Origin of the sequence: Stenotrophomonas sp. PFBMAA-4, from assembly GCF_030053215.1 — a bacterium.
Lineage (GTDB): Bacteria > Pseudomonadota > Gammaproteobacteria > Xanthomonadales > Xanthomonadaceae > Stenotrophomonas.
This window is the reverse complement of the sequence record NZ_JASGBW010000025.1, coordinates 30,577-50,570: the sequence shown is the minus strand read 5'-3', so window position 1 is coordinate 50,570 and position 19,994 is coordinate 30,577. Positions and strand designations below refer to the sequence as shown.

At 66.1% G+C, this 19,994-nt stretch carries 16 protein-coding genes; 10 read left to right on the top strand and 6 right to left on the bottom strand.

Annotated elements, in window-relative coordinates; genetic code table 11:
• Positions 1 to 14 precede the first annotated feature (14 nt).
• Positions 15 to 665: an SCO family protein gene (locus tag QMZ26_RS15410; RefSeq protein WP_108747100.1), complete on the top strand. Its 651-nt coding sequence runs from the start codon at positions 15 to 17 to the stop codon at positions 663 to 665.
• Positions 662 to 1,504, top strand: coding sequence for an archaetidylserine decarboxylase (gene asd / locus QMZ26_RS15405; RefSeq protein WP_079222638.1), 843 nt, complete (start codon positions 662 to 664; stop codon positions 1,502 to 1,504). Before QMZ26_RS15410 ends, asd begins: the two co-directional genes overlap by 4 nt.
• A gap of 140 nt (positions 1,505 to 1,644) precedes the next feature.
• On the opposite strand, the gene QMZ26_RS15400 is transcribed toward asd, so the two are convergent.
• On the bottom strand, positions 1,645 to 1,992 hold the full coding sequence (locus tag QMZ26_RS15400) for a ribonuclease E inhibitor RraB (RefSeq protein ID WP_200732319.1): 348 nt from the start codon (positions 1,990 to 1,992) through the stop codon (positions 1,645 to 1,647).
• Between the two features lie 18 nt (positions 1,993 to 2,010).
• On the bottom strand, positions 2,011 to 3,618 hold the full coding sequence (locus tag QMZ26_RS15395) for a transglycosylase SLT domain-containing protein (protein ID WP_283221954.1): 1,608 nt from the start codon (positions 3,616 to 3,618) through the stop codon (positions 2,011 to 2,013).
• A 123-nt stretch (positions 3,619 to 3,741) separates the two neighbouring features.
• On the opposite strand from QMZ26_RS15395, the gene QMZ26_RS15390 reads away from it, so the two are divergent.
• Positions 3,742 to 5,247 (top strand): helicase HerA-like domain-containing protein, encoded by a 1,506-nt coding sequence (locus tag QMZ26_RS15390; RefSeq protein WP_108747104.1) that lies wholly within the window; start codon positions 3,742 to 3,744, stop codon positions 5,245 to 5,247.
• A gap of 51 nt (positions 5,248 to 5,298) precedes the next feature.
• Positions 5,299 to 5,805 (top strand): transcription elongation factor GreB, encoded by a 507-nt coding sequence (gene greB, locus QMZ26_RS15385; protein ID WP_079222642.1) that lies wholly within the window; start codon positions 5,299 to 5,301, stop codon positions 5,803 to 5,805.
• 180 nt (positions 5,806 to 5,985) lie between these two features.
• On the opposite strand, the gene QMZ26_RS15380 is transcribed toward greB, so the two are convergent.
• The gene (locus tag QMZ26_RS15380) at positions 5,986 to 6,822 is read right to left on the bottom strand and encodes a DUF3025 domain-containing protein (RefSeq protein WP_283221953.1); all 837 of its coding nucleotides are present in this window, start codon (positions 6,820 to 6,822) and stop codon (positions 5,986 to 5,988) included.
• Positions 6,819 to 8,180, bottom strand: a complete 1,362-nt coding sequence (gene rimO / locus QMZ26_RS15375) for a 30S ribosomal protein S12 methylthiotransferase RimO (protein ID WP_200732317.1) — start codon at positions 8,178 to 8,180, stop codon at positions 6,819 to 6,821. The genes QMZ26_RS15380 and rimO overlap by 4 nt, the downstream gene beginning before the upstream one ends.
• A 204-nt stretch (positions 8,181 to 8,384) precedes the next feature.
• Between rimO and QMZ26_RS15370 the strand changes: the two genes are divergently transcribed.
• Genes QMZ26_RS15370 through QMZ26_RS15360 form a run of 3 tightly spaced genes read left to right on the top strand, consistent with a single transcriptional unit; the run spans position 8,385 to position 9,658 of the window.
• Entirely contained in the window at positions 8,385 to 9,056 is a 672-nt protein-coding gene (locus QMZ26_RS15370) for a dienelactone hydrolase family protein (RefSeq protein ID WP_079222645.1), read from the top strand.
• On the top strand, positions 9,053 to 9,475 hold the full coding sequence (locus tag QMZ26_RS15365) for an HIT family protein (RefSeq protein ID WP_079222646.1): 423 nt from the start codon (positions 9,053 to 9,055) through the stop codon (positions 9,473 to 9,475). Before QMZ26_RS15370 ends, QMZ26_RS15365 begins: the two co-directional genes overlap by 4 nt.
• Before the next feature lie 15 nt (positions 9,476 to 9,490).
• On the top strand, positions 9,491 to 9,658 hold the full coding sequence (locus QMZ26_RS15360; protein ID WP_174208692.1) for a DUF5668 domain-containing protein: 168 nt from the start codon (positions 9,491 to 9,493) through the stop codon (positions 9,656 to 9,658).
• A gap of 69 nt (positions 9,659 to 9,727) precedes the next feature.
• On the opposite strand, the gene dcd is transcribed toward QMZ26_RS15360, so the two are convergent.
• Positions 9,728 to 10,300 (bottom strand): dCTP deaminase, encoded by a 573-nt coding sequence (gene dcd / locus QMZ26_RS15355; RefSeq protein WP_079222647.1) that lies wholly within the window; start codon positions 10,298 to 10,300, stop codon positions 9,728 to 9,730.
• A gap of 78 nt (positions 10,301 to 10,378) precedes the next feature.
• On the bottom strand, positions 10,379 to 11,233 hold the full coding sequence (apbC, locus tag QMZ26_RS15350) for an iron-sulfur cluster carrier protein ApbC (RefSeq protein ID WP_108758114.1): 855 nt from the start codon (positions 11,231 to 11,233) through the stop codon (positions 10,379 to 10,381).
• A 186-nt stretch (positions 11,234 to 11,419) separates the two neighbouring features.
• Between apbC and QMZ26_RS15345 the strand changes: the two genes are divergently transcribed.
• The 3 genes from QMZ26_RS15345 to QMZ26_RS15335 all read left to right on the top strand — a co-directional run bounded on the left by QMZ26_RS15345 (position 11,420) and on the right by QMZ26_RS15335 (position 19,874).
• Positions 11,420 to 13,441, top strand: a complete 2,022-nt coding sequence (locus tag QMZ26_RS15345) for a prolyl oligopeptidase family serine peptidase (protein WP_283221952.1) — start codon at positions 11,420 to 11,422, stop codon at positions 13,439 to 13,441.
• 189 nt (positions 13,442 to 13,630) lie between these two features.
• Positions 13,631 to 16,510, top strand: a complete 2,880-nt coding sequence (locus QMZ26_RS15340) for a TonB-dependent receptor (protein WP_283221951.1) — start codon at positions 13,631 to 13,633, stop codon at positions 16,508 to 16,510.
• A 376-nt stretch (positions 16,511 to 16,886) separates the two neighbouring features.
• Positions 16,887 to 19,874 (top strand): TonB-dependent receptor, encoded by a 2,988-nt coding sequence (locus QMZ26_RS15335; RefSeq protein ID WP_200732314.1) that lies wholly within the window; start codon positions 16,887 to 16,889, stop codon positions 19,872 to 19,874.
• The last annotated feature ends 120 nt before the right edge of the window (positions 19,875 to 19,994 follow it).

Genomic DNA, 19,994 nt, shown 5'->3' with positions numbered 1-19,994 from the left:
CTGCGGGGGCTCCCATGTTCAATCGCAACGTCGGCATCATCCTGCTGATCGCCCTGGCGGCGGGCCTGGGCCTGCTGGCCGCGCAGCAGGTGTTCGCGCCGAAGCCGCCGGCCAACCAGCCGGCCACCGAAGCGATCACCCTGTACCCGCACACCCGCGAGCTGCCCGACTTCAACCTGGCCCAGTCCGATGGCACCCGGCTCATCCCCGGCGAGCTGAAGGGCCACTGGACCCTGGTGTTCCTGGGCTTCACCTTCTGCCCGGACGTGTGCCCGACCACCCTGGCCGAGCTGGCTGGTGCGCAGAACCAGTGGGAGGCCCTGCCCGACACTCTGCGCCCGCGCGTGCTGTTCGTTTCGGTGGACCCGGACCGTGACAACGCCACCCGCCTGGGCGAGTACGTGCACGGCTTCCACAAGGACACCCTGGCCGCCACCGCCGACATCCCGTCGCTGGAGCGCTTCGCCACCTCGCTGGGCTTCGTGTTCCAGAAGGTGCCGGGCAAGCATTTCGACGAGAATCCCGAGGATTACACCGTCGAGCACTCGGCCAGCCTGGCCGTGCTCGACCCGCAGGGCCGGCTTGCCGGCCTGGTGCGGCCCCCGTTCAACGCGCCGGCCATCGCCCGCGACCTGCAGAAGCTGACCGAGAAATCCGCCCCATGAGCCTGACCACCGCCCTGACGTACGCCCTGCCCCACCGCCTGCTGTCCTCGATGGCGCGCTCGCTGGCGTACTCGGACGACCCGCGCGTGTCGCGCTGGCTGATCGATACGGTCACCCGCAAGTTCAACGTCAACCTGGACGAAGCGGCCAACCCCGATCCGCGCAGCTACCCGACCTTCAACCAGTTCTTCACCCGCGCCCTGAAGCCGGGCGCACGCGTGGCCGACGCCGATCCGCGCAGCCTGGTGATGCCGGCCGACGGCCGCATCAGCCAGCTGGGGAAGATCGAGGCCGGGCGCATCTTCCAGGCCAAGGGCCAGTCCTTCACCGCCGCCGAGCTGCTGGGCAGCGAGGAGGACGCCAAGCCGTACAACGACGGCCTGTACGCCACGGTGTACCTGTCCCCGCGTGACTACCACCGCGTGCACATGCCCTGGACCGGCACCCTGCGCGAGACCGTGCACGTCCCCGGCCGCCTGTTCAGCGTCGGCCCGGCCGCGGTGAACGGCGTGCCGCGCCTGTTTGCCCGCAACGAGCGCCTGGTCTGCCATTTCGATACCAGCTTCGGCCCGATGGTCAGCGTGATGGTCGGTGCGCTGCTGGTGTCCGGGGTGGAAACGGTGTGGAGCGGCGAAGAAATCCCGGCCTACGGCGACCGCATCACCCGCAAGGATTACCGTGGCCAGGGCATCCAGCTGGAGCGCTTCGCCGAAATGGCGCGCTTCAACTACGGCTCGACCGTGATCGTGCTGCTGCCGCCGGGCGTGGCCGAGTTCGCGCCGCAGCTGGGCGCCGAAAGCCCGGTGCAGCTGGGCCAGGCGCTGGCGAAGCTGCGCTGAGGAAGCGGCAACAATGCCGGCCAGCGGCCGGCACTACCGGGTCGGTAGATCCACGCCATGCGTGGATGGATTCACCACCGGGCCGGTAGATCCACGCCGTGCGTGGATGGATCCACCGCGATGCCGGCCAGCGGCCGGCACTACTGCAGGGTCGGGGCCGGGCCGACGTCGACGCCGTCGTAGTCTTCCACGCCGGTCTGGCTGGCCAGGGCGGCCAGTTCCTGGTTGCGCAGGTCCAGCGAGGTCTCGTCGTGGATTTCCACGCGCTCCACGTGCAGCACGTGGAAGGGCGCATCGCCCTCCTCCGGCTCCTGCTCGAACAGCTCCACCACCTCATAGCCCTGGGCTTCCAGGGTGGCCGCCAGCGCCTGCAGGCGGTCCGGGGTGGAGTGCACGAAGTAATAGCCCCACAGCAGGGGCGTGGCGAGATCCCAGTCGGTGTTCTCGCGCAGGTTGGCGAACAGATCGCGGGTTGCTTCCAGGTCCATGGCTCTCTTCCGGTTCGGTTACTTGTCGCAGCCCTGCAGCTTCAGCACCTGGCCGGGGCGCAGGCTGTAGCTGGGGGCCTTCAGGCCGTTGGCGCGCGCCAGGGTCGGCAGTTCGCACTGGAACTTCGCCGCGATGCGGCCCAGGGTGTCGCCCTTGCCGACCTTGTAGGTCTTGGCAGGCTTGGCCCTGGGCGCAGCCGGACGCGGCGCAGCCACCGGCGCGCTCGGTGCGGTCGGCACCGTGGTACTGGCGTTCGGGTCGGCCAGCGGCACGACGCCACCCACCGCCACGCTGCCGGTGTAGCTGGCGGCGGTCGGGCGCACGATGGCCGCGTTCAGGTCGGCGGTGATGAGGGTGCGGGCGAGGTCCGCGCGCGGGCCGCTGACGCAGTTGCGCTGGTACAGGCCGGCAATGCGGGTGGTGGCATTGATCAGCGTGCCGGCCGGAATCCAGCCATCGGCTTCATAGCGCGGGTTGAGGTTGCGCAGCACGCGCATGTAGCCATCACGGGTGCCGTGGCTGCCCAGGCAGATGGTCAGCTCGTAGATGGTGGTGGACTTGGCCAGGCGCAGCGTCGCCGGCTGCGCGCTGATCTTCGGGAACTCCACGCCGTACTGCTGCGGGTGCAGGAAGATCCAGGCGGCAGCGATCACCATCGGCACGTAGTCCTTGGTCTCGCCGGGGAACTGGTTGTAGACGCTGTCGGTCCAGAAGCTCTGCCCGCCGCTCTGCTTGAACACGCGCGCGGCGCGGCCTTCGCCGCCGTTGTAGGCGGCCACCGACATTTCCACGTTGTTGTTCAGTTCGCGCAGGCGTTCGTTGAGATAGCTGGCGCTGGCTTCGGCGGCACTGCGCGCGTCAAAGCGCGTATCGAAGCCGGTGCCGTCCGGGCCCAGCCCGAAGCGGCGGCCGGTGGCGGGCATGAACTGCATCAGGCCGGCAGCGCCAGCGCGCGAGGAGGCATGCACGCGGCCATTGGATTCCTTGGCCATGATGCCAAACAGCAGTGCTTCGGGCAGGCCGCGCTTTTCCCACTCGGGCCACATCACCGCGCGCAGGTTCTGGTAGTTCTCGTAGCTGGTCAGCAGCGCCGGGCGCATGTCGGTCAGCCAGCGGCGGATGCCCGCCTGCACGGCCGGGTTGTAATCGACCATGTTGTCGAAGGCATGACGCTTGTCATTGAGCAGGGCCGCGGCGCGGGCCGCCTCGGGCACATCGGCGGTGAGCGGGCCGACGTGGTCCGGGTCGGCTTCCAGGCGGTCGCCGCTTTCATCGGCGGCGTCATCGCTGGCGGCCGCGTCGGCATCACGCTTGAGCAGGCGCTTGTAGGTGGCCAGCATGTTGCTCATCTGGCAGCCCTTCTGCTTCACGCATTCGCTGATGACATCTTCCATGTCCTCCAGCGCGGCGTCGGCTTCGTTGCTGCCCTTCGGGTCGGAATTGGCGACCAGCAGCAGGGCATCGCTGTAGCGTTTCTCGGCGGTGGCCATGCGCTGCTGCAGCGCCTCGGCCTTCGCCTGGTCCCGCGCCGAGACACGCTGCGCATGGGCGTCGGGCGCCAGGGATACCAGGCCGGCAAGTGCCAGCAGCGGCCAACCACGGGAAATCAGGACAGGAACGGGCATTGGTGGCACTGTGTGCGAAACAGGCAGGCAGAGTAGCGGGGCCGCCAAGGTCCGGGCAACCCGGCCGTCGGCCCGCCACCGTCGCCGGTTAACATTGGGCGCATTCACCACAAGGGCTGGACCATGGATCCGATTCTGCTGGGCAAAGGCATCACCGATGATGTGGCCGTCACCCTGCTGCCGAAACTCGGCAACCGCCATGGCCTGGTCGCCGGCGCCACCGGCACCGGCAAGACCGTGACCCTGATGACCCTGGCCGAGGGTTTCTCGCGGCTGGGCGTGCCGGTATTCCTGGCCGATGTGAAGGGCGATGTGTCCGGCCTGGCCGTGCCCGGTACCGGCGCCGATGCGCTGCTGCAGCGCGCCGCCGAGATCGGGGTGGCCGACTATGCCCCGGCCGCCAGCCCCACCGTGTTCTGGGATCTCTACGGCAAGCTCGGCCACCCGGTGCGCACCACCATCAGCGAAATGGGCCCGACCCTGCTGGCGCGCATCCTGGAGTTGAACGACACCCAGGCCGGCGTGCTCGACATCGTCTTCAAGCTGGCCGACGACCGCGGCCTGCTGCTGCTGGACATGGATGACCTGCGCGCCCTGCTCGGCCTGGTGGCCGAGGAGCGCAAGGACATCTCCACCGAGTACGGGCTGGTCAGCGCGCAGTCGATCGCCGCCATCCAGCGCGCGGTGCTGCGCCTGGCCCAGGACGGCGGCGAAGGCTTCTTCGGCGAACCGGCGCTGGAACTGGCCGACCTCATGCGGGTCAACCACGACGGCCGCGGCGTGGTCGGCATCCTCGCCGCCGACCAGCTGGTGCTCAAGCCCAAGCTCTATTCCACCTTCCTGCTGTGGCTGCTGTCGGAACTGTTCGAGCAGCTGCCCGAAGTGGGCGACCTGGACAAGCCCAAGCTGGTCTTCATCTTCGACGAGGCGCACCTGCTGTTCGACGACGCGCCGGCTTCGCTGGTGCAGCGCATCGAGCAGGTGGTGCGGCTGATCCGCTCCAAGGGCGTGGGCGTGTACTTCTGCTCGCAGTTCCCCGACGACGTGCCGGGCAACATCCTCGGCCAGCTCGGCAACCGCGTGCAGCATGCGCTGCGCGCCTTCACCCCGCGCGACCAGAAGGCGGTGAAGACCGCCGCCGAGACCTTCGTGCCGAACCCGAAGCTGGACGTGGCCAAGGTGCTCAGCCAGCTCGGCACCGGCGAAGCACTGGTATCCACGCTGCAGGACAAGGGCGTGCCGATGCCGGTGCAGCAGACGATGATCGCCCCGCCGCGCTGCCGCATGGGGCCGATCACCGAGGCCGAGCGCGCACAGGTGCGTGCCGGCAGCCCGGTCGGCACCCGTTACGACACCGCGGTGAACCGTGAATCGGCAGCCGAGCTGCTGGCCCAGCGCGCGCAGAAGGCCACCGAGAAAGCCGCAGCCCCGGCCGCCCGCAGCCGCGAACAGGATGACGCACAGGAAGGCGGCTTCGGCCAGTCGATCAAGGATGCGATCTTCGGCACCAAGCGCCGCCAGGGCATGATCGAAACCATGGCCAAGCAGACCACGCGCACTGTCGGCACCAAGCTGGGCAACCAGATCGTGCGTGGCATCCTCGGCGGCATCTTCGGCGGCAAGCGCTGATCTGCTGCTGCCCCGCTCCCCATTTGTCATCCAGAAAAGAAGTCGTACCGCATGTCCCGCTGGCGTCCCCCCGCAGAAAAAAGCACTGCCCTGATCACTGCCGCCGGCCACGCCCGGCTGAAAGCCGAACTGGATGACCTGTGGCGCGTGCGCCGCCCGGAGGTGGTGAAGGCGCTGGCTGCTGCCGCTGCCGAGGGCGACCGCTCGGAGAATGCCGAGTACACCTACCGCAAGAAGCAGCTGGGCGAAATCGACCGCCGCGTGCGCTACCTGACCAAGCGCCTGGAATCGCTGCGCGTGGTCGACACCACGCCGACCGACCCGCAGGCGGTGTTCTTCGGGGCGTGGGTGGAGCTGGAGAACGTGGACAGTGGCGAAACCAGCCGCTATCGCATCGTCGGCCCGGACGAGACCGATGCAGGGCTGGGCTGGATCAGCATCGACTCGCCGCTGGCGCGGGCGCTGCTGAAGAAGCGCATCGATGACGAGTTCGCAGTGGAGCTGCCCGGTGGGCAGTTCACGTTCGCGGTGATCGGCGTGGAGTACGCAGCGCCGTAACGTCGACGGTCGGTCGACTGCGCCGCTGTTGGTAGAGTCGACTGTTAGTCGACTATCGCGCGCAGCGCGGGGGTTTTCATGGACCCAAGGGCAAAGCAGTCGACTAACAGTCGACTCTACCAACAGTCGACTCTACCAACAGTCGACTCTACCAACAGTCGACTCTACCAACAGTCGACTCTACCGAAGCAGAGGCAGCGGCGGCGGGTACTGGCGGCCGGGGCGCAGCGGGCGGAAATAGTCGGCGTTGCCGTAGAAGGCGTCATCCTGCTGCTCATGCCAGCCGGGAATACCTGCCAACGGCAGCGGCCGCAGCTGCAGCGGATCACCCAGCACCCTGCCCTCGCCGATGGCGCGCGCCACCGTGTCGATACACGCGGCTTCCTCTTGAGCCTGCACCAGCACGCACTTGCCCACCAGCAACCGGCCCGGCAGCAGCGTCTGTTCCATCAGCGCGTGGCCGAACACCGCCACGATGCCGATGCCGCCGCCCTGCCAGTGCGATGGTTCAAACAGCGCGCGCCAGTCATGTGCATCCCACGCGGCCAGCACGGCCGGATCGCGCACCTGCACGACCACACCGGTTTCATCGAACTGGGTCAGCGCGGCCTGCGCCCGGTTGCGCTGGCCGGGCGCCATTGCGGCAATGTGCCGGCACTGCTGGGCATTGAGCGCGCGCTTGAGCGACGGCAGGCTGGCCCAGACCAGTGCGTTGAACAGGTCATGCCAGTTGTCCGCGCGGGTGGCGATGCGGCCTTGGGCAATACGGGTTTCGTAGTGCAGGCCGTCGGCCAGCAGCGCCGCATCCTGCTCCACCAGCTGCACGCCCTGCAGTGCCAACCGGGCATCCAGCACGGAGACGGCCGGCCACCCGGGACCGGCCAGCAGATCGGCGAAACCGCGCACGCCGGCAAACAGCGGATGGTCGAACACCCGCGCATCAACCGCCGCACGCAGCGGCGGGATGAAGCGGCGAGGGCCGCCTGCGTCGCCGCCGGCGGCCGTCGCTGCGGTCACAGCACCTTGAGGTCGAACGCCGGGCGGGCAGCGCTGGGCAGCGCGTCACCGTACAGGTCGTGCTCGTCGCTCTCGGTGATTTCCACGTCGACGAACTCGCCCACGCGCAGCGGCACCTGGTCGGCATTCTGGATGTGCACCAGGCCGTCGATTTCCGGGGCATCGGCCTTGGAACGGGCCACGGCGATATCGCCTTCGATGGCATCGACCAGGCACTGCTGCACGGTGCCGATCTTGGCTTCCAGGCGTGCAGCGGAAATCTGCGCCTGCTTTTCCATGAAGCGCGCCAGGCGCTCCTGCTTCACTTCTTCCGGCACCGCGTCCGGCAGGTCGTTGGCGGTGGCACCCTCGACCGGCGAATAGGCAAACGCGCCCACGCGGTCCAGCTGCGCTTCGTCCAGGAACGACAGCAGTTCTTCGAACTCGGCCTCGGTCTCGCCCGGGAAGCCGACGATGAAGGTCGAGCGCACGGTGATGTCCGGGGCGATACGGCGCCAGTTCTGCACGCGCTCGAGGGTCTTCTCGACCGCACCGGGGCGCTTCATCAGGCGCAGGATGCGCGGGCTGGCGTGCTGGAACGGAATGTCCAGGTACGGCAGGATCCGGTTTTCCGCCATCAGCGGCACCACCTCGTCCACGTGCGGGTACGGGTAGACGTAGTGCATGCGCACCCAGGCATCGAGTTCGGACAGGCCTTCGCACAGCGCCTTCAGGCGGGTCTGGTAGGCCTTGTCGCGCCACATCTTCTCGGCGTACTTCACGTCCACGCCATAGGCCGAGGTGTCCTGCGAAACCACCAGCAGTTCGCGCACGCCGCCGCGCACCAGGCGCTCGGCTTCGCGCAGCACCTCATCCACCGGGCGCGAGACCAGCTTGCCGCGCATCGACGGGATGATGCAGAAGCTGCACTTGTGGTTGCAGCCTTCGGAAATCTTCAGGTACGCGTAGTGGCGCGGGGTCAGCTTGATGCCGTAGTCCGGCACCAGGTCCACGAACGGGTCGTGCCTGGGCGGCAGCGCTTCGTGCACCGCTTCCATCACGCTCTGGTAGTCCTGCGGGCCGGACACCGCCAGCACGTTCGGGTACGCCTCGCGGATCTGCTCCGGGCGCTTGCCCAGGCAGCCGGTGACGATGACCTTGCCGTTCTGGTTCATCGCCTCGCCGATGGCGTCCAGCGACTCGGTCACCGCCGAATCGATGAAGCCGCAGGTGTTGACCACCACCACGTCGGCCGAATCGTAGGACGGGACGATGTCATAACCTTCCGAGCGGAGCTGGGTGAGGATGCGCTCGGAATCGACAAGGGCCTTCGGGCAGCCAAGGCTGACGAAGCCGACTTTGGGGTTCAGCTGGGACATGGAAATCGCGGGACTCTGGGGGCCTGGGCCCCTGCCGGCATGGCAGGGCGCCTGGGGGCCGGGGCCTGAAAGGGCGCCAGTATACCGGGGTTGGTGGCCGGGCTCTGAACGGCCAGCCGCCTGATCGGGCACAGCCGCTGACACGCCGCTAACCCGGCCAGCGTCGACAATGCAGGCCTGTCCCCTGCAACGAGGTACCCGACGATGTCCGAATGGATCACCCTGGATACGCATCATGGCCCGGTCCGCGCCTGGCAGGTCCTGCCCGAAGGCAAACCGCGCGCGGCGCTGGTGGTCATACAGGAAATCTTCGGGGTCAACGCGCACATGCGCGGGGTCGCCGAGCGCTTCGCCGCCGAAGGCTACGCGGTGCTGGCGCCGTCGTTCTTCGATCTGGTCGATGGCCCGGAGTCCGACCCCGACGCCCTGCCCTACAGCCCCGAGGGCGTGAAGGACGGCCTGGAGCGGGTCAACACGCTGGGCATGGAGAAGGCGCTGGAAGTGGTGCGCGCGGCGGCGACGCGCCTGGCCCCCTACGGCAAGGTCGGCACCGTCGGCTACTGCTGGGGCGGCAGCGTGGCCCTGCTGGCGGCGATGCGCCTGGGCCTGCCGTCGGCCAGCTACTACGGCGGCCGCAACGTCAATTTCCTCGACGAAACGCCCAAGGCCCCGGTGATCTTCCACTTCGGCGCCCAGGACAAGAGCATCCCGCCGGAGGCCGTGCAGGCCCACCGCGAGAAGCTGCCGCAGATGGCCACCTACGTCTATCCGGCCGACCACGCCTTCAACCGGGAGGTCGGACATGCGTATGATCCAGACAGCGCCGCCCTGGCGCTGCAACGCACCCTCGATTTCTTCACGGAGCATCTTGGATGAGCGATTTCGAACTGGATTCACGCCTGGCCACCGACAGCGTGCTGGTTGCTGAAGGACCGTTGTCGCAAGTGCGGTTGATGAACGACGAACGATTCCCCTGGCTGGTCCTGGTGCCGCGCCTGGCCGGGATCACCGAGTGGATCGAGCTGGACGGCGAGCAGCAGGACAAGCTGCGCACCGAACTCAACCGCGCCTGCAAGGCCCTGCACGGCTCGGACGGGGTGGAGAAGATCAACATCGGGGCGCTGGGCAACATCGTGCGCCAGCTGCATTTCCATGTGATCGGCCGCCACGACGGCGATCCGGCCTGGCCTGGCCCGGTCTGGGGCAGCGGGCCGGCACACCGCTACGAGCCGGCCGCGCTGGACCAGCATGTCGCCTACTGGAAGGAACGGCTAGGATATCCGGCCCACCCCTGAGCCTTTGACGACCCGATGCGATTCAATCTTGTCGCCGCCATCCTGCTGATCCTGATCGGCTTGTTCATGCTCGCCAGCAACCTGGGCTGGACGCACCTGAATGTTTCCAAGCTGTTCCTGACCTGGTGGCCGGTCGGCCTGGTCGGCGTCGGCATCGCGATGCTGTTCGGACGCGGCAAATAAGGTAGCGCCGGGCCACGCCCGGCGAATCTGTCCAACGCCGGGCATGACCCGGCGCTACCGACAGGTTTCTCAGGTACGCGGCAGGGTCACGCCGGTCTGGCCCTGGTACTTGCCGCCACGGTCCTTGTACGAGGTCTCGCAGACATCGTCGGCCGCCGCCTGGAAGAACAGCATCTGGGCCACGCCTTCGTTGGCGTAGATGCGCGCCGGCAGCGGCGTGGTGTTGCTGAATTCCAGGGTCACGTGGCCTTCCCACTCCGGTTCCAGCGGGGTCACGTTGACGATGATGCCGCAGCGGGCATAGGTGCTCTTGCCCAGGCACACCACCAGCGTGTCGCGCGGGATGCGGAAGTATTCCACCGTGCGGGCCAGCGCGAAGCTGTTGGGCGGGATGATGCACTCATCACCGACGATGTCCACGAAGCTGCCCGGATCGAAGTGCTTGGGGTCGACGATCGTGGAGTTGATGTTGGTGAACACCTTGAACTCGCGCGAGCAGCGCACGTCGTAACCATAGCTGGAGGTGCCGTAGCTGACGATGCGCTCACCGTTGGCATGCTTCACCTGCCCGGCCTCGAACGGCTCGATCATGCCGTGCTGCTCGGACATACGGCGGATCCAACGGTCACTCTTGATGCTCATGCTTTGTCCTGGGTGCGAGGGGCGCGTGGATTCTAGCAGGGGGCCGGGCAACCACGCCGCAGCCCCGCGGTGGCTGCCTCAGAGCAGCGAGGACAGGATCTGGATCGACGCCCGCGGGCGCTTGCCCACTTCCTCCACCAGGCGCTCGGCGGCCCGGCGATACGCCTGGGCGGCGGTCGAATCGGGCTGGGCGACGGTGATCGGGCTGCCGGCGTCGCCCTGTTCGCGGATATCGATCTGCAGCGGCAGCGACCCCAGCAGCGGCACGCCGTACTGCGCAGCCATGCGCTCGCCACCGCCCTCGCCGAACAGGTGTTCGACGTGGCCACAGTTGCTGCAGGTGTGCACGGCCATGTTCTCGACGATGCCCAGCACCGGCACCTCCACCTTCTCGAACATCTTCAGCGCCTTCTTCGCATCCAGCGTGGCGATGTCCTGCGGCGTGGTGACGATGACCGCACCGGCCAGCGGGATCTTCTGCACCAGGGTCAGCTGGATGTCACCGGTACCCGGCGGCAGGTCGATCAGCAGGTAGTCCAGGTCGTCCCACAGCGTGTCTTCGAACAGCTGGGTGAGCGCAGCGGTCGCCCGCGGCGCGCGCATGATCAGCGGCGTCTCGTCTTCCACCAGGTAGCCGATGGACATGGTGTCCACGCCGAACGCACGCATCGGTTCGATGCTCTTGTTGTCCGGGCTTTCCGGGCGGCCGGACAGGCCGAGCATGGCCGGCACGCTGGGGCCGTAGATGTCCGCGTCCAGCACGCCCACGCGGGCACCGAGCTGCTGCAGGGCCACGGCCAGGTTCACCGAGGTGGTGGACTTGCCGACGCCCCCTTTGCCCGAACCCACCGCGATCACGTTGCGGATGCGCGCATGGGGCGACAGGCCCTTCTGTACCTGGCTGGCATGGGGACGACGGGCGGGGCTGTTCACTGCGGACTCCGGAAGCGGTTCGTGGGGACTGGCAACCTCCCATCATACAAGTTGGACCCACCGGGCCAGGCAATGAACGCCCTCCGGTTGGCACTGACGCGCCTACCGAACATCTGCTACCGTCCGAATCCGTTCACCAATCAGTCAGCTTTCGACCTCGATCAACGCGCAGCCCAAGGACAAGAAATGCACGTGATTCCCCGCTTCCGCCTGGGTACCGCCCTGGCCCTGGCCCTGGCCGGCACCTCTGCCCACGCCGCCCCCGTCCCCATTGAAGACCTGGCGCGCCTGCCGGCGCTGCAGTCGGTTTCGATGAGCCCTGACGGCAAGCACCTGGTCGCACTGATCCCGTCCCCCGCCAACCCGGAAGAAACCGCGCTGGCCAGCTGGGACACCGACAGCCTGTCTGGCGGCCCGAAGGTGGTCACACCGTCCGGCGACCGCATGAAGTTCATCGCCGCCGCGGCGCTGAAATCCGACCGCATCCTCGCTGTCGGCCGCCAGGAATGGACCGGCCAGCTGGGCGGCTGTGGCGAAGGCAGTGTTTCCGGCGCGACCAAGACCTTCGTGGTCAAGACCTACCTGACCGACACTACCCAGAAGGATTTCGGCGAAGCCTTCGCCGACAACACCCGCAAGCTGGGCGTCAGCGAGCAGACCCAGCGCTGCCTTGAACTGGGTGGCACCGCGTCGCTGGTCAACATGCTGCCGCTGGATCCGGACCGGGTGATCATCCGCCAGCTGAGCGAAATCTCGCTGACCGCCAACTACTATCTGTACAACCTCAAGACCAAGGAAACCGAGCTGCTGTTCCGCGGCGGTACGCGCGCCCAGCCCGCGCTGTTCGACGCGCGCACCGGCAAGGTGCTGGCCAAGGCACAGATCGAACCGGTAAGTGGCGACTACGAGCAGCAGGTGCTGATCCTGGACCCGTCGTCCGGCCAGTTCGTGCTGCAGAAGCCCCTGCTGTCCAAGCTGTCCAACCGGCACTCGGTGGAGCTGGCCGGCGTGGATGACGCCACCGGCAAGTACTACATCCTGACCGACCTGTTCTCGGACAAGGTCCAGGTCCATCTCTACGACGCAAAGCTGCAGAAGTTCGACCCCGAGCCCGTCCTCGCCAACCCGAACTTCTCCATCGCCAGCCTGGTGTTCAGCACCCAGCCGAAGACCTTCAACCAGGTCGTAGGCTTCACCATCGATGGCCCCAGCGCGCAGACGGTGTACGTGGACCCGACCCTGAAGTCGATCCAGGACACGCTGAAGCAGGCCGCCGGCGGCCGCCAGGTGGAAATCGCCCGCTACAACGATGATTTCTCGCGCATCCTGTTCCGCGCCGTCGGCCCTGATGCGCCCACCAGCTACTTCCTGCTGCTGGACCGCAAGAATGTGGTCAGCCTGGGCAGCGAGCGCCCATGGATCGCCAAGGGCGCCACCGGCGAAGAGCGCTGGGTCACCTACAAGGCCCGCGACGGGCGCGAGATTCCCGCCATCCTCGACCTGCCGCAGGGCTGGAAGGACGGCGACCCGGCACCGCCGGCCATCGTCAACCCGCATGGCGGCCCCTGGGCGCGCGACTACGTGCAGTGGGACGCCTCGGGCTGGATCGCACTGCTGACCTCGCGCGGCTACGCGGTGCTTCGCCCGCAGTACCGCGGTTCGTCGGGCCTGGGTCGCGAGCTGTGGATCGCCGGCGACCGCGAATGGGGCCAGAAGATGTCCGACGACAACGACGACGGTGCCGCCTGGCTGGTGTCGCAGGGCTTCGCTGCCAAGGACCGCATCGCGATCTTCGGCTACTCCTACGGTGGTTTCGCCGCTGCTGCGGCGACGGTGCGACCGAACTCGCCGTACCAGTGCGCCATCGCTGGTGCGCCGGTGACCGATCTGGCCCGCCTGGGCACGTCGTGGAGCGACAACCGCCTGCAGCGCATCCTGCAGGGGCAGACCGTCAAGGGCATGGATCCGATGCGCAACACCGCGTCGGCCAACATCCCGGTCATGCTGTTCGTCGGTGACCGCGACGTGCGCACGCCCTCGTTCCACGCACAGGGCTTCTACGACGCGATCAAAGGCAAGGTGCCGGCGAAGTTCCACCTGATCGCCGACCAGCAGCACAGCATGCCGTGGTACCCGCGCCAGCAGCGCGAGACGCTGGGCCTGATCGAATCGTTCCTGAAGAACGACTGCGGCCCCGGCGGCCTCTGATTTCACCGTTAACACAAAGATGTGAAGAAAAACCCTCTCGATCCTGAACCGAGAGGGTTTTTTCGTTTCAAAAGCTCTATATGTCTTTTAAAAACAACGAGTTATAAATTTTCGTATTCATATTGCATTTAGCTAACGTCCTACTTACACTCGCTTAACCGAAGCATAACAAGTGGGGATCCAACCGAAATGCGCACCGCCAATCGCCAGATCAAGCCAAGCCGCGTCCCATTGACCCTCGCCGTCCTCGCATGCCTGCAGGCCGCGCCCGTCTTTGCCCAGGAAGCGGAACCGCAGCAGCCGACGACCACGTCGAGCAGCGCGTCCAAGAACGCCACCAACCTGGATGCCATCAGCGTCACCGGTTCGCTCATCAAGCGCCCGGAGTACGAAACCACCTCGCCGGTGCAGGTCATCTCGATCGACAAGAGCATCGCCTCCGGTCAGTTCGACACCGCTGACTTCCTGCAGACCTCGGCGATCGCCGCTGGCTCGACCCAGATGAACAACCAGTTCGGCGGCTTCGTCGTCGAAGGCGGCACCGGCGTGCAGACCGTCTCGCTGCGTGGCCTGGGCGCCAACCGCACCCTGGTCCTGCTCGACGGCCAGCGCCCCGGCCCGGCCGGTACCCGCGGCCAGGTCGGCTCATTCGACCTGAACGTCATTCCGCAGGCCATCCTGCAGCGCATTGAAATCGTGAAGGACGGCTCGTCCTCCATCTACGGCTCGGACGCTCTGGCCGGCGTGGTCAACCTGATCACCAAGAAGAGCATCGACCGCCCGGAGATGACCTACTCCATGAGCGTTCCGCAGCACGGCGGCGGCGAGCAGTTCTCTGCCTCGATCGCCAACGGCTGGAACTTCGAGAAGGGCAGCATCGTTGCTGCGGCCCAGTGGGACCGCCTGAACGCCCTGACCGTGGGCGACCGTGACTTCTTCTCCTGCGCCCAGGACATGGTGTGGGGCACTGACGGCAAGCGTATCGACCGCGAGGATCGTTCGATCCTGGCCGGCACCGACCTGGCAGGCTGCAGCACCGGCAACCTGTACGCCAATACCATCATCAACTACAACAACTCGGCGATCCGCTACGTGCCCTCGCCCGATGGCAGCACTGTCGGTCCGTTCCCGGGCTACCGCCCGCGTCCGCGCCCGACCCCCACCTACGCCAACGGTGGTACGGCCTATTACGAGGACGTGCTGAACTACCCGTTCTACCATGACCAGGAAGTGATCAACCAGCGCGAACGCGCCACGCTGTACGCCGCCACCGATTTCAGCTTCGACAGCTTCAACTGGAAGACGCAGTTCCTGTACAACCGCCGCGAGACCAAGGCGCACTCCTGGCGCCAGTTCTTCCCGATCGTGTACAGCGAAGCGGCCGATGACCTCTTCCAGGTCATCATGCCGTTCCCGAGCGACCAGAAGATCACCGTCGACTACTTCTACGGCACCACCAAGTTCGATGGCCAGTTCAAGTCCACCGAGAGCTGGGCCTGGGAAATCAATGCCGGCTACAGCCGCTCGAGCGGCGATTACGGTGCGCTGGCCATCGATGCGACGCGCACGGGTGATCTGTCCTACGACAACAGCGGCGACATGCCGGTTGACTACTTCAACGCCGGCTTCCTGAGCGGCCAGCGCATGGACGAGCTGGTGAACGCGATCGGCCGGTACCACACTGGCAACACCGTGTACGAACAGACCAGCGCGAACGCCATCCTCAGCGGCAACCTGTTCACGCTGCCAGCCGGCGACGTCGCCTCGGCCTTCGGCGTCGAGTTCCGCAAGTACAAGATCAACGACACCCCGTCGGAGTTCTCGCGCTCGGGCAACATCTGGGGTTCCAGCACCGCCGACATCACCAAGGGCACCGACAAGGTGAAGGAAGCCTTCGCCGAAGTGGACGTGCCGCTGCTGAAGGGCATTCCGGGCATCGAATCGCTGTCGGTCAACCTGTCCGGCCGCGTGTTCGAATATGACTCCGTGTCGGGTTCGGACAAGGTCTGGAAGACCGGCGTGAACTGGCAGATCGTCCCCTCGCTGCGCGTCCGCGGCACCATGGGCACCTCCTACCGTGCGCCGGGCCTGTATGAGCTGTACCTGGGCAACCAGACCGGCTTCCTGGCCCAGAACCAGATCGACCCCTGCATCCTGTGGGGCGACAGCAACAACGACTTCCTGCGCGCCAACTGCGGTGCTGCTGGCATTCCGGAAACCTACGCCGGCGGCGGTGGCAGTGCCACCATCTATTCCGGTGGCGGCGCGGGCCAGCTGAAACCGGAAACCTCCAAGGCCAAGACCCTGGGCCTGGTGTGGACCCCGACCTTCGCCAACCTGAACATCGCGCTGGACTACTTCGACTACGACGTGCGCGGCGAAATCACCCAGCTTGACGAATACGACATCGTGTTCGGCTGCTACGGTTCGGCCGTGTACCCGAACTCGTTCTGCAACAACCTGGTGCGCAACAGCCCGACCGATCCGGCCAACCCGAACCAGATCACCACCATCTACAACCAGTACGTGAACATCAACCGCGAGCGTACCCGCGGCTACGACCTGCAGATCAACTACGACAACGACTTCGCCTTCGGCAAGTTGTCCGCCGAAGCGCAGGTCACCTACACGCTGGAAGACACCTACCAGCTGTTCGATTCGGCAGCTGACAGCGGCTTCACCACCTCCGACCAAGTGGGCTACATCGGCCGTCCGAAGACCGTCGGCCTGGCCAGCGTGAGCCTGGAACGCGGTGACTGGGCCTTCAACTGGCAGGGCGTCTACAACAGCAGCACGCAGAACAAGGATCTGGACCGGACCTTCACCTACTCCGGCTACCAGAACGCAACGCGCGACATCAAGGCCGGCTGGCAGTTCCGCCACAACGTCTCGGTGGCCTACAACATGGACGACTGGAGCCTGATGGTCGGCGTGCGCAACCTGCTCGACAAGGCACCGGACCTGATTTCCAACACCGCCGGTACCCGCTACGGCAACACCCCGCTGTACGCGTCGCAGTACGACTGGTACGGCCGTACGTTCTTCGCCCGGGTTTCCTACAAGTTCTGACCGGCGACAACGTCAACATGAAAAGGGCGGCTTTGGCCGCCCTTTTCTTTTGTCTTCAGCCCGGCAGCCGACGCGCGGACAGACACGCGACACGCCAGCTTGCGCAAAGCCCACGCCACTTCTGCGCAAAGCGTCGCTTAATACCCTATTCATCTGTATTGCTGGCTTACAGACGCAACTATCACAAGTGAGACTAAGCCACTGTATTTGTTGCAATTTGATGAACAACTGGGACACGAAGTGCGTCAATGCGTGATGAAAACATGCATTTCCCGTTAAGGCCATGTTAGGTTCGAGTCAAGTCAGGACGACACATGAACAAACACAGAACCATGGCACGGAAGCCAGCATTCACATCCATTAGGGGGTTTCACGCATGACGATTCACCGCACGCCCGGTCGCCACCCGCTGACCTGCGCCCTGCTGGCCGGCCTCATGGCCGCCGCCGCCGTCCCCGTCCTGGCGCAGGAAGCCAGCCCGGGCTCCAATCCGGTTGATCTGGATCGCATCAGCGTGACCGGCTCGCGTATCGCGCGCACCGGCTTCGTCACCCCCTCTCCGGTGACGGCCATCACTGCCGAAGAAATCCGCGCCACCGGCGCGAACAACATCGGCGACCTGATGACCCGCATGCCGGCGCTGACCCCGAGCTACACGCTGGGCAACTCCACCCGCTTCATCGGTACCGCCGGCGTAGGCCTGCTGGACCTGCGCGGCTTGGGCACCTCGCGCACGCTGGTGCTGGTCAACGGCCGCCGCCACGTGGGTGCGACCTCCGGTTCGACCTCGGTGGACGTGAACACCATTCCGGTGGAATGGATCGAGCGCGTGGAAGTCATCACCGGCGGCGCCTCGGCCGTGTACGGCGCCGACGCCGTGGCCGGCGTGGTCAACTTCATCATGAAGAAGTCCTTCGACGGCGCGGAAATCCGTGGCCAGACCGGCATGGCCGATGAAGGCGGCTTCAACCGCTCGTTCGTCAGCGTGTCGGCCGGCACCGATTTCGCCGGTGGCCGCGGCAACGCCGCCATCGCGCTGGAATACAGCAAGCAGGACCGCTTCGTGCGCACCGACCGTGCCATCGGCCGCGAGTACCTGGTCTCGGTTCCGAACCCGAACTACGACTCCTCCAAGCCGCCGAGCGAAAGCAACCCGCAGACCGTGCTGAGCGGCCCGGGCGGCAACCACTCGATCTCCTACGGCGGTACGTTCACCCTGGGCACCTTCAGTGCCAGCAATCCGGCCACTTGGGGCAACCGCTACCAGTTCAACCCGGATGGCACGTTCCGCAAGCAGCGTTACGACGGCATCGTGGTCAGCAACAGCAGCTGCACCAACTGCGACTTCGCCGATCTGAACGCCGTGGCTGACCTGCAGCCGGAGTTCGATCGCAAGAGCGTGAACACGATCGTCAACTTCGATCTGACCGACAACCACCGCCTGTACTTCGAAGGCAAGTACACCGAGACCGAGTCGGACTTCCTGGCCCAGCCGTCGTTCGATACCACCATCCGCATCCAGCGTGACAACGCATTCGTGTCGCCGGAACTGCGTGCGCTGATGCTGGCCAACGGCGCCTCGTCGCTCACGCTGAACCGTTTCAACGTCGATGCCGGCCAGCGCGGCGAGCACGTGGAGCGCAACACCCAGCGCTTCGTGTTCGGCATGGAAGGCAACCTGAGCGAGAACTGGACCTACGATGTGTACGGCAACTGGGGCCAGAGCGAGGTCAAGCGCTGGAACCTGAACAACCGCATCAACGAGCGTTGGCAGGCTGGCCTTGACGCCGTGATCGACCCGGCCACCGGCCAGGTTACCTGCCGCACCACCCTGGACCCGAACGCCATCAATCCGCACACCGGCCGCGTCTACTCGGCATTTGGCCGTGACGGGTGCGTTCCGTTCAGCGTGCTGGGCAATGGCCAGGTCACCCAGGCCGCGCGCGACTGGATGAACGTCAATTCGTACAACTTCTCGCGCATCCAGCAGAGCGTGTTCAGCGCATCGGTTGCCAATGGCTCGCTGTTCAGCCTGCCGGCCGGTGACGTGGGCGTGGCCGGTGGCGTGGAATACCGCCGCGAGAAGAGCCGCGAAATCACCGATCCGCTGGCCGCACAGGGCCTGACCTTCCTCAACGCCATTCCCAACCGCGCCGGCAAGTACGACGTGCGTGAAGCGTTCGTGGAAACCACCGTGCCGCTGCTGGCCGACATCCCGGGTATCTACAACCTGACGATGGATGCCGCCGGTCGCTGGTCCGACTACAGCAGCATCGGCAAGACCACCACCTGGAAGGTCGGCCTGGACTGGACCATCATCCCGTCCCTGCGTGCGCGCGGTACCCTGTCGCAGGCCGTGCGCGCACCGAGCATCGGTGAGCTGTACAACCCGCAGAGCGAGAACTTCGCAACCGTCGCCGACCCCTGCAACTACCTGGTGACCAACAGCAACCGTCCGTCCACCGCCAAGGATCCGGCGCTGCGCCAGGCCAACTGCTCGGCGCTGGGCATTCCGGTGGGTTGGGTCGACACCTACACTGCCAGCCGCCCCGGCGTGAGCGGCGGCAACCCGGACCTGAAGCCCGAGCGCGCTCGCAGCTTCACCTACGGTCTGGTGTGGCAGCCGGAGTTCCTGCAAGGGTTCGGCATGTCGATCGACTACTGGAACATCAACCTGAAGGACGCCATCGGTGCGGTGACCGCGCAGACCAATGCAACCCGCTGCGTCGATTCGCCGGGGGGCGTGGGCAACGCGTTCTGTGACCAGATCGTGCGTGCACCGGTTGGCGGCTTCACCGACGCCACGGGCCGCGCCTTCCCCGAGTACTCGATCACCCGCTGGACCGCGCTGAACGAAAACCTGGCCCGCTCGCGCCGCATCGGTGTCGACCTGGAAATGGACTACCGCTTCAAGCTGGCCGGCGGCGATACCGTGGTGCGCTTCGTTGGTACCCGTCTGCTGCAGTCCCGCGAATGGGCCTTCCAGGACTTCCCGGATGAATACACCGAGTACGTCACCTACGTGACCGATCCGCGCTGGCGCGCCCAGTTGCAGACCAAGTACTCGCTGGGCCAGTGGCGTGCGTCGTGGGACATGACCTACGTGGACGGCAATCTGCGCGTGACCCCGGACAGCTACAACAGCAACCCCGGTTCGCAGAGCCCGATCCGAAACGGTTCCTACGTGTACAACAACTTCCAGTTCGGCTATCGCTTCCCGGGCGACAAGATCGACGTGTACCTGGGCATCGACAACGCCTTCGACAAGGATCCGCCGGTGAACTACTTCGGTTCGGACGTGGGTTCGGCGCTGTATGACAACGTGGGCCGCTACTTCTACATGGGCGCCTCGTACAAGTTCTGATAGCGCTTCAAGGCAGTACCCGGAAAGGGCGGCGCAAGCCGCCCTTTCCTTTTCCGTATCTGGCGGTCCGGCCAACGGCTGCGGGGTTTGCAATCGGCCATGACCTTCGACACCCTTGCA

Excerpts from the sequence above, each read along its gene's own strand:
- rimO (WP_200732317.1), bottom strand. The coding sequence starts at position 8,180 with ATGTCCCAGCTGAACCCCAAAGTCGGCTTCGTCAGCCTTGGCTGCCCG.
- QMZ26_RS15340 (WP_283221951.1), top strand. The coding sequence starts at position 13,631 with ATGCGCACCGCCAATCGCCAGATCAAGCCAAGCCGCGTCCCATTGACC.
- QMZ26_RS15395 (WP_283221954.1), bottom strand. The coding sequence starts at position 3,618 with ATGCCCGTTCCTGTCCTGATTTCCCGTGGTTGGCCGCTGCTGGCACTT.
- QMZ26_RS15400 (WP_200732319.1), bottom strand. The coding sequence starts at position 1,992 with ATGGACCTGGAAGCAACCCGCGATCTGTTCGCCAACCTGCGCGAGAAC.
- QMZ26_RS15365 (WP_079222646.1), top strand. The coding sequence starts at position 9,053 with ATGAGCGATTTCGAACTGGATTCACGCCTGGCCACCGACAGCGTGCTG.
- asd (WP_079222638.1), top strand. The coding sequence starts at position 662 with ATGAGCCTGACCACCGCCCTGACGTACGCCCTGCCCCACCGCCTGCTG.
- QMZ26_RS15410 (WP_108747100.1), top strand. The coding sequence starts at position 15 with ATGTTCAATCGCAACGTCGGCATCATCCTGCTGATCGCCCTGGCGGCG.
- QMZ26_RS15370 (WP_079222645.1), top strand. The coding sequence starts at position 8,385 with ATGTCCGAATGGATCACCCTGGATACGCATCATGGCCCGGTCCGCGCC.
- QMZ26_RS15360 (WP_174208692.1), top strand. The coding sequence starts at position 9,491 with ATGCGATTCAATCTTGTCGCCGCCATCCTGCTGATCCTGATCGGCTTG.
- greB (WP_079222642.1), top strand. The coding sequence starts at position 5,299 with ATGTCCCGCTGGCGTCCCCCCGCAGAAAAAAGCACTGCCCTGATCACT.
- QMZ26_RS15390 (WP_108747104.1), top strand. The coding sequence starts at position 3,742 with ATGGATCCGATTCTGCTGGGCAAAGGCATCACCGATGATGTGGCCGTC.
- dcd (WP_079222647.1), bottom strand. The coding sequence starts at position 10,300 with ATGAGCATCAAGAGTGACCGTTGGATCCGCCGTATGTCCGAGCAGCAC.
- QMZ26_RS15335 (WP_200732314.1), top strand. The coding sequence starts at position 16,887 with ATGACGATTCACCGCACGCCCGGTCGCCACCCGCTGACCTGCGCCCTG.
- QMZ26_RS15345 (WP_283221952.1), top strand. The coding sequence starts at position 11,420 with ATGCACGTGATTCCCCGCTTCCGCCTGGGTACCGCCCTGGCCCTGGCC.